The organism is Mucilaginibacter sabulilitoris (assembly GCF_034262375.1).
Lineage (GTDB): Bacteria > Bacteroidota > Bacteroidia > Sphingobacteriales > Sphingobacteriaceae > Mucilaginibacter > Mucilaginibacter sabulilitoris.
On the sequence record NZ_CP139558.1, the window covers coordinates 4,536,388 to 4,550,337 of the forward strand.

The window sequence follows — 13,950 nt, forward strand, 5'->3', positions numbered from 1 at the left end:
TTTACCAGTTATAATAGTTATATTGATTAGTGAGCAGCAAAAGCTGAACCTTTGCTCCGTTCAAATTTTGTTTAGCTGCAGCATAATCCTGCAGTGATTTTACATACTCTATGATCGACAATTGTCCACCCTGCAGTTTTTCCCGGTCAAGTCGCAGCAGCAAGTCTTGTTTGCTTATCAGCTGCTGTATTTGGGTAATGCTTTGATTAAGCAAATGAATTTGCTGCATTAGGCTCTGCAAATAGTTGCGCTGCTGAACCGTAAAGTTATCACGGGCATACGTTATGCTTTGTTGACTAATTTTTACCTGGCTGTCATTTATCTTACGCTGATGCCCGTCAAATATGGGAATCGCCAGGTGCAGCGCGGCCTGCATACCTATATTATGGGGTATACTATTAAAGTCAGAAGCCAACATTCCTCCATTGCCGGCTAAATCAAGCGTTGGCCGGTATTTAGCATTAAATACATTTTGCTGGGCAATAATGCTCAGACTATCCAGCTTGAATTTTTCTTTATAAAAGTAGTTTTGAGGTGCAGCATTGATATTTATAAGCGGTGCACTCAACTGCACCATGGTTGTATCACTTACAATGGCTAAATTCTTAAGGGCCCCATAAGCATCTACTTCGGTTATTTTTGCCTGGCTTAGTTCATTTTCCCGGGTATTTTGCTCAATTTCCAGCAACAGATAATCACTTTGCTGCAGCAGGCCCTTTTTAACCAATGCTTCAACCGTGGCTTTTCGCCCCTTTACTTCATCTACAATCCGAACCAGGTATTCTTCCTGCTGTTGTAACTGATACACTTGTATATATTGGTCTGTTATGGATTTACGCAGGTCATGCTCCAGCTGCACCCTACTATTATTATTCAAAGCAGCATCATTTGTATTCTGCTCTTGCAGGGAATTTATGGTGCGTTTATTTAATAGCTGAAGTGTTACATTTAATTGAGTTGCATACATGCCGCCATTGGTTTGCCCAATATCATAACCAAAAGCTTTTGAGGATGGGTTTGCAGTAATTGCTATAGCTTTTCCATTATTGCCAAAATAGGGAGCAAACAGGTAATCGGATGTAAAATTTACTTGCGGAGCCTTATTTTGAGCATTAATTAATTGCGCCTGTAAACCATAAAATTGCTGCTGATTTACATTTTGCCTGATGGCTGCGTCGTTTTTTAATGCGTTATTAATAAAATAATTCAGATCAAGCTCCTGGCCTGAGACAGGCTGAGTTAAGATCAGGATTATGTCCATTAGCAAAGCAGCACGGATAAGGGCGGCGATTCTCATGTATTCAATTTTATTCCACAAGAATAAAACTAAAATCTGAAGAAATTTAGGATGATGTTTATACTATCCTACTATTTATCAATCAGTAAGTCAGACGACAAAACCAACAGTTGAGTTACAAGTCTCAGCGACATTTATTGAACCTTGATTGTATCATTAATCGATAGATAAAATCACTAAGCGGGAAAAGAATCAAAATATTTTTTTTAAAAATCCTTTGAAATACAATGCATTATTATTTAACTTTGCATAACAAAGTACTTTTAACTCATAAATGAAAAATTCAGAATTATGAGCAATAAATGCAATTGGCGCTTGATGGATACTGATTATCTAATGGTTTAAGAATTCATCGAAGCATCCTGATCTTGATAAAAACCAGAACTTAACTTTAAAATATATGAAAACCTCAAGAACAAAATTTGTTATCCTCTTTCTCGTATTTTCGTTTGCTTTTCTATTTGGCACCACCTTGCTTTTAGATCAGCCACCGGAGTCATTAGTGGGATCGGCATCACAAGTAACTTGGAAAGCTACCCTGTCTACGGTGTTGTCACCTGTCAAAACAATCCTGATTGGCCCGCTGTTGCCTTTCATTAAATATTTGCACCAGGACCCGGATACGCCGCCGCCATTTTTTCTTGCCATGTTCGCTTTTTACTGGACAATCCTTGCGATAATTATTTATTATCTGGTCAGAAAAATAAAACACACCTGATCAACAGAGCGCTGATCAGTATTTTATTTTTCTGCTAAAATCAATGTGCGTGAAGACGCGAAATAGCAGGCAATTAACTCCGATGACAGGATGGCCCGATTTATGGAGAACCTAATTTAGGATTACTGATATTTTTTAAGCGGTTAGTTTCACCTCACTTGGCAAAATACCATAATACTTTTTGAAAGCGCTTGTAAGATGGGCCTGGTGTTTAAAACCTATCGCATGAGCTGCCTCGCCGACACTTTTATGCTCATAGAGTATCATTTTTTTTGCGGTTTCCATCCTTAGCCTGGTAATATATCCATAAACGGTTGTACCATAATAAGCTTTGAAGCCTTGTTTTAGTTTAAACTCGTTCAAACTAATTAACCTCGAGAGTTTTCTGATAGTTGGTGGATTTACATAGTCCTTATCAAGTAATACCTTTGCTTGGTAAAGTTTATCCAGGTCATCAGTTTTTATCAATGTTCTCTCCGTGTCATCGCCGTTAACCTGCATTTGCTCCAGCTGTAGCATTAGCAGTTCCAGTACTTTCGATTCCGTATAAAACTTTTTTAATTCGCCTGTTTTCTTACATTCGCAAATATCATTGATTACGCGTTTCATTTCCATGGTCACGGCAAGGTCCTGTGCAGCGAGAGAAGTATATTTACCCTCGAGTATAGCGGATACAAATGCAGAATGAATTAAAGCATGACGATCAATTAAATGAAAGTAATATTCTTTGGAAAGCACCATCAGGAAATAATTATATTCTACATCAGGGACAACCTCATAATTCCTCTTTGACGACGGAATATAGCGAATGTTGTGGCGATTATTACCATAAACACCCTTTTTGGGGAGTTTAGCAGGTAGTGTACCTCCTTCATAAAAAATAAACTGCGAAGTAATCGTCTCCCCTTCTACTTCTGCAAGTATGCGCACCGGCTCATTAAACTGCATATTGGAATGAAGTAGAAACAATCCACCGGCACTTAACTGGTAATAGAATAATTTTTTTACAGATTTTCTTTTGATAGAAATGTGCTTTTCAGATAACTGCGAACCTGGCGAATAGGCATCGGGCAGATCCTCGATAAACAGCCATTCGTCAAAACCTTCTATTTTTGATTTGATCCTCATACAATTTATTAAGCTTTTAAAGCAAGCAACCTTGATTGCTAATTAGTTTTTAGTTTTAGTCTGTTCTCGATCATGCTATTCTGAACCAATGATATACTCGAAGATGCCCGCTTATGGAAAATATTAGCCTGAACTGTTTTCTTGTTGACTGTATTTAACCCCGAAGAACCATTGATCAACTTTAATACATTGCTTAAACAAGCCTCCATTGGGTCTCCAAGTACCGGATTATCTTGCTCTGCTACGAATACATCTGGCGGGATCCCCTGAAAATAAGCTGACCAGCCCTGCGCATTGCGGATCAGGAAACTGGATAAATACACACTGTATATGTCTATAGTTACCGGGAAAAAACCTACCGGCTTTCCAAAGGTAGTTTCACCTACCAGTTTAATATTGAAGTAAGGTTTCAGGCTGCTGATCAATAATTCGCTCGCCGAGGCTGTACGGAATGAGGTAATAAAATAAATGTCCTTTACCGATTGAAGGCTCCCTTTTTTATTAAAGCGATGTGTGTTTGCACTCTCTGTATAATCCACATCCGCCATGGTTGCTTGCCGGCCCATGTAAGTAACAGGTTTACCATTTGCATCCAGATATGGTTGATTCTTTAAGATGGTTGCCTGGCCATTCTGAAGCAAGGAATTATACTGTTCAGAAAACATAACCTTCCCGTTTAATGATTGAGGTGCAATCAGGTTGGCAATATATTCCGCAGTTTCTACAAAACCGCCTCCGTTTGATCGTAAATCAACTACCAGCTGTTGCGGGCTTACCACTGCAAATTTTGAAAAAGCCTCATCAAGCACTGTCTGGCAGGTATATAATTCAGGGAAAGAGCCTAATGCAATATAGGCGACTGGCTTATTTTCATTAATGATGATAGTATCTTTCAGCAACGCCGGCAATGATGGTGAGCCAACAGCTGCCAGATTACCCCCTTCACCTTTTTCGGTAAGAAAGGAGTACTTCGGTGTTCCTGAACTAACGCCGGCCTCATATGCCATAGATGTTTGCGGGTTGATTTTTAATTGCGTGATGTCAAACAGCTCTTTTTCAAAGGCACCTGCAGCATCGGAGCCTGTTGCATATCCGCGCGGGTTAAAAGCCGCGTAAGTTGGGATAATATCGTTCCATAAATAGATCTGTCTGGCATATAAGAATATAGAATCAAGCGTAAACTGTACCCGTGTACCTGTAGTTGGGGAAATGGGGATATCTGCCGGTATTTCAGCTACTTTTTCGCATGCCGAAACCCCGGTTACTATACCAATAAGAACGATGATACCTGATTTACGCATTGATATTTTGTTTAGCTAATATTTATTTTCATGAGTTATTTGGTAATCATGGTTGGTTTATCAGGATACCAGTCAAAGGGGGCAAATTGATCGCCATCATAAGTCACCTGGAGATTGCTCAGGCTTCCGGTAATGATATTTTGCGGCAACTGGAATGTCAGCTTATTATCTGTCCGGCTGGATAAGGCTATATTATATTTTACATCCGGCGAACCATTTTCAGGGGTAACTAAAAGTGTTATAGCCATCGTTTTCGGGTAATATTTTTTTAGCACGGCAACGGTGCTGTAACTGATACTCAACTGGTCACCGGCCTTCAGCGTTTTTCCTTCCTCATTGAAAATGAAACCTTTAAATACATCGTAAATATTGGGTGGGGCTATATGGAACGGACCTTTGGTTACGGTATTTTTTCCGCTTATCATACGTAGTTTATAATATCCTGTATCGATAGTCCCGTCGGCAGGAATTTGTGACAGAATCGCTGTCGAATTGAAAATAAATGAGCCATCATTGGCCAGTGGCAATGAGAATTTCTTTTCGCCTGCGTTTACAAGATATAAATGTGTCTGACTGGTATCTGCCACAAAATATTGTCCTTTAATAATGATATAACCGGCTATCTGCAAGAAGTCAGAACTGCCCACTTCAAAAACCGGCGCCGGAAGATTAATCATAGGGTAAAATTTATACGTTTTTTTACTGCCATCCTGCGCGGTTACTGTGTAAACGGTATTGGTTGAAAAAGAAACCGGAGCCCCGGAAGCCGGGTTGATTCCAGCCCCTTCGGAAATTGTAATTTTAGGTGTTATACTTGCGGGTGTATTTGCGAAAGGCGGCCAGTAAAGCAGTATACTGTCGCCAATAATTGCTGCTTTAAGCGGACTGCCTGCAGAATCGGTCACAGTAAAGCTCTCGATGGCATGGTATGGCGTTTTTTGATACTCTTTCTTGCAGGAAGTTACTAAAACAGATACGCCTAAGAGGATAACAGAAAAGAAGAGTTTGATTTTTTTCATTTTTTAAAATTTAAAACAGCCCGGAGCTGATCATGCTGCCGGACTGTTTTCCTAAAGGAATTGTTTTAGCAGATTAGTTTACAATGCCACTCTGAAAAGTGTAAACCGCCCTGTTGCTGGTCGCACCTCCCTGTCCGGCTATGGCAGTAGCTTTAAATGCATAAGTATTAGCACCATCGTTTACAAATAATACCATATTAGCAACCGGGCTTGCTACGTGGGTTGTTGAATTATAGTTCCACCATCCGTTAGGAGTTGATGTAGTACTTGTATTCTGGCCCCATGAAGTTACTGTAGTTGCAGTTGCGTAATTAGCAGCAGAAATGCTTCCTAATGCAGTTGTAGTTACCAGATATTTAAACGTATATCCAGATTTTGGGGCGATAGTGCCGTTATTGGTGCTGGTTAACCTAAGGTTGTAGGCAACTGCACCAACTGAATCCTGTGCCCCGGTGTAAATGTTTACATATCTGGTTCCGAATGCTGCAGGGCCGAGGGCAGGATTGCCATAATTTCCGTTAATTACTCTGGTGTTGATTGGGTTTACCACTGCCTTTTCGTTTTGTACAGCCAATGGCGAAGGGCTATTGTTTTCCTTTTGGCAAGATGAAAAAATGAGTGATACCGCTGCTAAGGCGATGATTGATTTACTGATGTTTTTAATGAATAAAGTCATGGTATTTGTAATAAATTATAAATGTTTCTTACACGTAAATCTGATGCTGCATCCGTATCCACCGTTCTTTTGGCGCCTTATAGAAACAGGATAAGGTTTTAGCATTGCTGACCTAGTACCCGGGCATTACGTGTACCTACTGCCCGGAAATCAGTTTCTTTATATATCGCGGCCTTACCAGCCGGTTAACAGTTATTTTATATAATCAAAGGTTGGCAACTATTAAGTGCGCTGTAGTAATTACCGGAGCCCATTTCCCAAATTGAAAGCTGAACTGTACCGTTCCCCAGTCACCGGCTGGCACTTCAACTGGGATCGTAATTACGGCTTGTTTCCTGTCGTAACTTTTAACCGGAAGGTTGAAGGTTTTACCATTGATGACGACTGTTACAGCGCTCAGGTTGATAAAATAATTATTCGCCAGGAAGGTGGTGGAACCACCTTGTACTACAGTCCGGGTATCCCATGAGGGCCCTATATCCGGTACATTATAATATACCTGCAGTGGCTTTACCAGCTTTACACTGTGACCAAGAAAGTCTATTTGCACATCGTAATGACCGCTGTCGGCATCTGCCGGTATCCTCGAGTTAAAGAAATAAGCATCTCCAAACTGGTAGCCATCGGTCCCGATCTGAGCAGTAGAAAGGTCTGGAACCAGTTCTTTTTTCGTGCTCTGCTCAATGAGTTTTACTTTTAATGTGGCAGTGCTGGTGCTCAAGAAATTACCAACTATATTAGGAATAAATGAACCCGGCTCGGTCATGGGTAAATCGTCGAACCAATTTAAGGTAAGCCCGGGTGTATTTTGCTGAACTATAGCTAATTTGTAGGTTCTGGTGCTGCCATCAACCGCCTTTACCGAATAGGTTTGTGTCTGATCATTAATATCAACAGGGCGCTCAGCAGTCATCAGCGTAGCAGTCGGATCAACCACTATCTTAGGCTGTATAACAGTCATTGCGTAATAATAGGGTACGTATACCGTAATGGTATTTTCCGTATTATCAACGGTACCATAGATCACAGTATCCTGCAAATTGACCACCCTGTATTCCGTGATTTTGTTTTGCGACAGATGCGGGTAATCGATAGATTTTTTACATGAACAAAAACCGGTAAATACTATAAAGACGAGTAGGTAAAAGTATCTGATTGTCATTGATTTACTTTTATTTAATTTCAAATTTTGTACTACCCGCCGGTACGATCACATATTCAAAAGTGAAATACATGTGCGGGGTATTTGTAAACATTTGATCGGGTGTAAATACATCTTTATAACAGCTGATCATTTTAATTTTCGCGTAATCTCCTGCGGCGGTTTTTACGATAATTGTACGTGCAGGCAGTGTGGTGCCGTTGGCCAGTTTAAGCGGGTTCCCGAGAGCGTATGCTACGTGTACCTTGGTATCGCTGCCATTACCTACTGTTGTTCCGCCAAAGTCATAGAGATACCAGCCGGTTCCTTGTCCGAAAGCTCCGGCATCATCAGTACCTATCAAACCTTTACCTGTCTTAAATTCATTATCAGCAGGTATTGCTGTTACTTCGTCAAACGTTTTTTGTAATACGGTTATCCCGCCCTTACCCGGGCCCTGATAGCCGGTGTTTGCAGCATCAGCATTGTTATTCCCACTCAGGAAGCTGTTGTATAATCCGCTTAACGACACATCCCAGAAACTGGTTTTGGCATAGCTTGCCGGTTGCTCTTTCTTATAATCAAGACTAAACAGTATTTCCGTTTTAGGTGTAGTAGGATTCTGGTCATCTGTTTGCGCGGCCAGATTCTCTACCCGCTGTAACTTATAGTAGGGAACTTTGTCGGCATCCCTGGCTGGTGTTTCGGGTGTGGGATCGGGATTTACTGCATCCTTTTTGGAGCAGGCTGAAAAGCTAAGAACAAAACATAGTATGGCAATACAGCCGGTAACACGTTTTTGAAATAAGGATATTATTTGCATGATTATTTGATATTGATTAATTTTTGGTTGATAAATTCCGGCTGCCGTCTTGCTGTACATAATAGCGGAAGGTAAAATATGGCGAAGGCCAGTTTAGGTCGGTCACTACTGTAGGAGCTCCTTTGTACATGCTCACCAGTTCCAGCTTGGCATATTTACCGGCTGCGGTACGCAAAACAAACGTGCGATTCTTTACAGGCACAGCTATGTGAGTTTTAAGGTCATAGAAATACCAGCCGCTGCCGTTGCCGGCATCCCAACCAACGGCTGTTACCCCATTGGTAGTGAACTCAGTATCAGCAGGCGCTTCTTTTACCTGGTCATAAGCCTGGTTAACAATTAGCATCGCACCCTGACCTGGCCCTTCAAAACCATAGCTGGCCGAATTGCTGCCGCTGTTGATCCCTACATAAGAATTGTATTCGCGTGCGAAAGAAATATCCCAGGCCGCTGTTTTTTTCTGGCCGCTGTCAACCTTAGCATTAGTAGTTAAACTGAAATAAAAGGTTTTAAAACCAGTGTTAATTGTACTCCCAATATCGCCGGGCAGGTCGGTAACAACGGTACTGCTGCCGTCTTGTAATTGCGGTTTTACTTGTTCTTTGGTGCATGAGCTAAATACTGCCATTGCCATTGTGGCAATGAGCAGTATTTTATAGCACGAGTGACAGGTTTGTTTTAAATTCATATCAATCAATTATTATTCTTAAAAAAGCGATAGTTAAGGCCAAGCATAATGGTGCGGCCACTTTGGGCAGGCATCAGCTGGTCACGGTAGTTCAGAAAATTATCGGCAGTTATCTGTATCGAAAAATGCTTCGCCATCAGTGTTTTTTGAACAGACGCGTTGAGCAGGAAAAAGCCGGAGACGTAAGTATCATAAGGATCAAGAAAATTATTGGGTCGGTTTGCCTCCTGAAAACCATATTTACCGCGATAATTAACCCTGAATGTTCCGGTGATTCCTTTAGGCTCATACTCATAAGTGAATTTAATGTTGGCCATATGTCGCGACCGGTTATTCAACCCGAAGTAATCAGCAGTGGTTGAGCGGCGGGTTTGGCTGGTATTTGGGTCATAAACCTGCGCATAATTCCCTATACCGGCCTTTATGGAATCAATTACTCCCCTATCTTTTGCATATAGCAACTGGTAACCTGCCGAAATATTTAACCCTTTTGCTGCACGCCAGCTTAAGCCAATATCGGTACCGGTAAGAAAAGCCCTGTCGATATTAAAATAGGAAAATACCTGCTGCCCTCCTTTCTTCGAGGCAACCTGCTCGGTATTAATAAAATTGCGTACATCGTTATAAAACCCGTTTACGTCGGCCTTTATAGCAGGGCCTAACTGTAAGGTAAAACCGACACTGTACGCTACTGAACGCTCAGGCTTAAGGGTGCTCACCCGGGCTGCATTAGCAAACACTGCCGAAATTTGCCCTGCATCCTGTAATTTCTGAAGTTCGGCTTTAAAAACATCGGTCCCCAATACGGTATATCCACCGCCTGCCAGGTTGGTAAAATTGAGGTAAAGCTGCCGGAAGTCGGGGGTCTTGAAGCCGGTTGCTATAGCCGCTTTTAAGGTTAAGGCTTTTACCGGCTGATACTTTACGCCAAAGCTTGGGTTAAGGCTACCACCGTAACGGCTGTGATGTTCCCCGCGGACCCCGCCTGTGAGGCCCAATTCATCAGAAAGTTTCCAGTCAGCCTGCCCATAAACAAATGCTGTCGACTGGCTTTTAGGGCCGCTGTACAGATTATTATTCATGGTTTCATATTGAATACCGGCACCACCAGTCAGCACCATTGCACCCCAAAAAGTTTGAGCGGCCTGTACTTCGCCACGGTGCAGGTATTGTACAAAGTTGTTAGCGGGTATTACATAGCCCTGAGCAAGACTGGTAATATTTTGATCTGTAGCGTACCGGGTGAGGTAATATTGTGTTTTTACTCGTAAGCCATTTTTAAAATTGGTATTTAAAATGGCCGATGCATTCAAATCTTTTTCATTTAACTCATCACGCGTTGGAGATGTGCTGTAGGATATATCATTAATGGAATTTCTTACTGCATACCTGCCTGTAATATTCAGCGCATTCATTTTACTGAGTGTATAGCGTGCCCTGCCTTGTATGGTATAGCTGTTATAGGGTGGAGCTGTTTTACCCTCACTTAAATACGGATTAGCATTAAAACCATCTGTACGGTAATAATTGCCGGAGAGGTATCCGGATCCCTTGCCCTTTGCAAATGGAGTTTCACCTTCAAGGGTGGCATCCAACGTATTAAAGCTACCATAACGCAAACTGGCCAAACCCTGACTTTGATGTATATTTTGACGGGTTACAATATTTACCACCCCCGCCAGCGCCTCACTGCCGAATAAACATGATGACGCACCTTTGATAATTTCTATCCGTTCAATATTGGCAACCGTAATCCTGGAAAGATCAAAATTACCGGAGTTCCTGCCGGTCATGGGCTGGCCGTCAATCATGATCATGGTATAGCCACTGTCAAAGCCCTGCAACTGCAAACCCACAGCCCTGGCTCCTGAGCCTATATCATTTACGATGGCCAGGCCGGTTTGTTCTTTCAGCACTTCATCAAGCCTTCGGCTTCCCATCATTTCTATTTGTTTACGGGTAATTATGGTTGCAGGCATGGGGGTTCTTGTAAGGTCAATAAGGTTATCATGACTTTCCTGTTTGCCCAATACATTAACTTCCTTCAGATTCTGCGATGCTGACTTTAAACGTATATTGGAAATATTTACGAGGGTATTACTGATAGTTACTTTTTGAAAACGTTTTTCGTAACCCATGGCTGATATAATAAGGGTATACTCTCCTGAACTCAATTTGTCTATTACAAAGCGCCCTATGGTATCCGTTTGTGTTCCTCTTAAATTCTCTTTTATAAGGATACTTGCTGCAGTTAACGGCTCTCCCTGCTCATTAAGAATTTGTCCGCGGATACTATAAAGTGGATCTGCGGAGCAATTGAAAACAAAACAGGTTATTATAAGCATCAGGTAAAATTTGAACATTGTGATAAATTGTATCCTTATTTTTAATAAGTCTAAATAAACACAACAAAAGTCGCTTATACAAATGGAAAATCATTTACGCAATCGGGATTTTCTTTTACTGTTTTAGGATAAAATTTTATGCTTTTTAATATTACAGGATGGAGTTGAGTCTGAAATAGAAATAATAAGAAATGCCGATAAAATCATAACTAACTAAAAATAAATAAGTTATATTTTTAGCACGTTCAATTCCAACCTATCGGCACCTTAAAATCCCGATTGCGTTAATGAGCTTTTCTTATTTTGAATGATTCTAATTAAACACTTGCTTTGCAGTATTCAACACTGTATTTAACTCGTTAATCATTATGCTAAGCAATCAAAAATTAACCTATAAGCTTTTGTTTATTTGTTTTTTCACCCCTTTTTTCCAGGCATTTTCTCAGGAAACTACAGTAAGAAAAATTCAAAATTTAAACGCCTCAGATAAGGTCGCTTACTTTAATCTGGAGAAAGGCACCCCGGTAAATGAAGCCGATACTGCCCAAACAGGTTGGGATATCTCTTTTCAGCATACCGGTATCATTATCCAAAATTTAGCAGAAGGCCAGGTAATTGCCAACACTTCGTTTGATAAGGTGATAGCAGCACCTGCCGCGGGATACAAAAAAGGTAAACAAGCTATTCCATGGGGCAGCGGCAATGGGTGGTACACCTACAATATGGATACTCATATCATCAACCCAATTGAAGGCAAGATCATTCTAATTCATACCGCTACCGGAAAATATTTTAAGCTGGTTATTGATAGCTACTATAAAGATGGCGCTGATGGGTCGAGTGGTTATTATAGCTTTCGGTATGCTGGTATCAATCCTGAAAAATAAAATATTCCACACCAATGAAAAAAAACAATCAATATAGCTCCTGTTTAAAAAAAACGGGAATAATAAAAGGCATATTCCTTTTGCTGCTGCTTGGATTTAGCATCCAAACTTTCGCTGCAGTACCTAAGCGAATAATTACACTTAGTGGTGCATTAACAGAAACAGTCGATGCCCTGGGTTTAGGTAAAAATATTATAGCTGTTGATATAACCAGTATTTACCCTGCTTATGTTAATAGCCTGCCAAAAGTGAGCAAGAACCGCTCCGTATCTGCAGAAGGGCTGATTTCCTTTAATCCGGATCTTGTACTTGCCCCTGAAGGCAGTGTTTCTAAAGAAATAGCATATCAATTAACATCTGCCGGCATTAAATTGGTTACCATAAAGCAGGAATATTCTGTCGGCGGGGCTGTAGTATTTATTAAAGCGGTAGCTGCCGCCTTGCAGATACCACAAAAGGGCGAAATCCTGGCAAGACAAACACAGACCAGGATAGCCAAGGCCGTTGCCGCAATAAAAAAGACAAGCAAATTGCCAAAAGTACTATTCATTTATGCCCGGGGAACAGGTGTTATGCTTGTTGCGGGGCAGCACACTAATATTGATGCCATTATAACACTTGCCGGCGGCAAAAACGCCGCACAGGGCTTTGATAATTTTAAGCCCTATACTACTGAAGCTTTAGCAGAAGCCAATCCGGATGTAATACTGATGTTCGATTTCGGGCTCAGCAGCCTTGGCGGCGAAGATGGCGTTTTAAAAATGCCCGGCGTAGCACAAACTACAGCTGGTAAAAATAAACGCATTGTTCAAATGGATGCAGATCTGCTGGCCAACTTTAGCGTAAGGCTTGACCAGGCCATTACTCAGTTGAATAAACATCTGCAATGAAGAAAAGCCTGATTTATATAATACTGTGTATAGGCGTTTTTTTAACTGCCGCTTTCTCGTTAAGTATGGGGGCCATGAAAATCCCCCTTCAGGATGTATTATTTATACTCGCCAAAAAAACAGGATTATTTTCAAATCATACTGTAAATGAGCAGTATGAAACCGTATTAATGATAGTACGCATGCCGCGGGTACTTATGGGGTTGCTTATCGGGGCGGCATTAGGAATTTCGGGAGCAGCCATACAAGGAATCTTTCGCAACCCGCTTGCCGAACCGGGTTTAATCGGAATTTCTTCCGGTGCTTCCCTGTTTGCTGTACTGATCATTGCTTCAGAGGTTTCACTGTTTGCAGGATTGGGCAACTTGTTTGGTTATTATTTCCTGGCTTTCGGCTCATTCGTAGGTGCAGGTATCGCAACCTTTGTAGTTTACCAGATCTCCCGCAGCGATGGTAACCCTAATGTAGCCACCATGCTGCTGGCAGGGATAGCTATTAACGCGCTTGCAGGGGCGCTTACAGGTCTGGTTACGTACATGGCAAATGAACAACAGTTGCGCAATGTAACGTTCTGGTTGCTGGGCAGCCTGGGCGGCGCTACCTGGCAAATTGTTTTATGCCTTTTACCATTTATACTCATTCCATTGGCATTTTTACCTATGATGGGAAAAACACTCAATGCGTTTGCATTGGGCGAAACCCAGGCCCAGCAGCTTGGGCTTCCGGTTGGCAGGGCAAAGCGATGTGTGGTTATACTTGCTACAATGGCTGTAGGTGCTTCTGTAGCTGTTTCGGGCATTATAAGCTTTGTTGGCTTGCTCGTGCCGCATATGGTAAGGTTGATATTTGGGGTAGACAACCGCCGTGTACTGCCTGCATCGGCACTAATGGGTGCAATAATACTCACACTGGCGGATATGATTGCCCGCAAGCTGGTTGCTCCTGTCGAGTTACCTATAGGTGTAGTTACCGCTTTACTGGGCACGCCTGTATTCCTCTATATTTTGATAAAAGATAAAAAGAAAATTATCCGATAA

General features: G+C 41.6%; 13 protein-coding genes. 4 read left to right on the plus strand and 9 right to left on the minus strand.

All coding sequences use genetic code 11. From position 1 onward, the window contains the following. Window position 1: 1 nt before the first annotated feature. Window positions 2-1,297, minus strand: coding sequence for a TolC family protein (locus SNE25_RS19340; RefSeq protein ID WP_321560642.1), 1,296 nt, complete (start codon window positions 1,295-1,297; stop codon window positions 2-4). Between the two features lie 400 nt (window positions 1,298-1,697). Here SNE25_RS19340 and SNE25_RS19345 point away from each other — a divergent pair, with 400 nt between their 5' ends. Beyond that, window positions 1,698-2,015, plus strand: coding sequence for a hypothetical protein (locus tag SNE25_RS19345; protein ID WP_321560643.1), 318 nt, complete (start codon window positions 1,698-1,700; stop codon window positions 2,013-2,015). A gap of 135 nt (window positions 2,016-2,150) precedes the next feature. Here the strand turns inward: SNE25_RS19345 and SNE25_RS19350 are convergent, their stop codons facing one another. From SNE25_RS19350 to SNE25_RS19385, 8 genes are all read right to left on the minus strand, one after another. After that, window positions 2,151-3,143, minus strand: a complete 993-nt coding sequence (locus tag SNE25_RS19350; protein WP_321560644.1) for a helix-turn-helix transcriptional regulator — start codon at window positions 3,141-3,143, stop codon at window positions 2,151-2,153. 38 nt (window positions 3,144-3,181) lie between these two features. Beyond that, on the minus strand, window positions 3,182-4,444 hold the full coding sequence (locus tag SNE25_RS19355; protein WP_321560645.1) for a S41 family peptidase: 1,263 nt from the start codon (window positions 4,442-4,444) through the stop codon (window positions 3,182-3,184). A gap of 35 nt (window positions 4,445-4,479) precedes the next feature. Next, window positions 4,480-5,463 carry a hypothetical protein gene (locus SNE25_RS19360; protein ID WP_321560646.1) on the minus strand — a complete coding sequence of 328 codons (984 nt, stop codon included), beginning with the start codon at window positions 5,461-5,463 and terminating at the stop codon, window positions 4,480-4,482. A 73-nt stretch (window positions 5,464-5,536) separates the two neighbouring features. Then, complete coding sequence (locus tag SNE25_RS19365; protein ID WP_321560647.1) at window positions 5,537-6,139, minus strand: hypothetical protein; 603 nt, start codon at window positions 6,137-6,139, stop codon at window positions 5,537-5,539. 205 nt (window positions 6,140-6,344) lie between these two features. Then, window positions 6,345-7,301: a hypothetical protein gene (locus SNE25_RS19370; protein WP_321560648.1), complete on the minus strand. Its 957-nt coding sequence runs from the start codon at window positions 7,299-7,301 to the stop codon at window positions 6,345-6,347. Window positions 7,302-7,311: 10 nt separating this feature from the next. Next, the gene (locus SNE25_RS19375; RefSeq protein WP_321560649.1) at window positions 7,312-8,103 is read right to left on the minus strand and encodes an HmuY family protein; all 792 of its coding nucleotides are present in this window, start codon (window positions 8,101-8,103) and stop codon (window positions 7,312-7,314) included. A gap of 16 nt (window positions 8,104-8,119) precedes the next feature. Continuing rightward, window positions 8,120-8,791, minus strand: a complete 672-nt coding sequence (locus SNE25_RS19380) for an HmuY family protein (RefSeq protein ID WP_321560650.1) — start codon at window positions 8,789-8,791, stop codon at window positions 8,120-8,122. Window positions 8,792-8,796: 5 nt separating this feature from the next. Next, window positions 8,797-11,136 carry a TonB-dependent receptor gene (locus tag SNE25_RS19385; protein WP_321560651.1) on the minus strand — a complete coding sequence of 780 codons (2,340 nt, stop codon included), beginning with the start codon at window positions 11,134-11,136 and terminating at the stop codon, window positions 8,797-8,799. A gap of 368 nt (window positions 11,137-11,504) precedes the next feature. On the opposite strand from SNE25_RS19385, the gene SNE25_RS19390 reads away from it, so the two are divergent. The 3 genes from SNE25_RS19390 to SNE25_RS19400 are packed head-to-tail and all read left to right on the plus strand — an operon-like array spanning window position 11,505 to window position 13,950. Next, on the plus strand, window positions 11,505-12,023 hold the full coding sequence (locus SNE25_RS19390; RefSeq protein ID WP_321560652.1) for an HmuY family protein: 519 nt from the start codon (window positions 11,505-11,507) through the stop codon (window positions 12,021-12,023). 14 nt (window positions 12,024-12,037) lie between these two features. Then, window positions 12,038-12,913, plus strand: coding sequence for a heme/hemin ABC transporter substrate-binding protein (locus SNE25_RS19395; RefSeq protein ID WP_321560653.1), 876 nt, complete (start codon window positions 12,038-12,040; stop codon window positions 12,911-12,913). Beyond that, on the plus strand, window positions 12,910-13,950 hold the full coding sequence (locus SNE25_RS19400; RefSeq protein WP_321560654.1) for a FecCD family ABC transporter permease: 1,041 nt from the start codon (window positions 12,910-12,912) through the stop codon (window positions 13,948-13,950). Before SNE25_RS19395 ends, SNE25_RS19400 begins: the two co-directional genes overlap by 4 nt.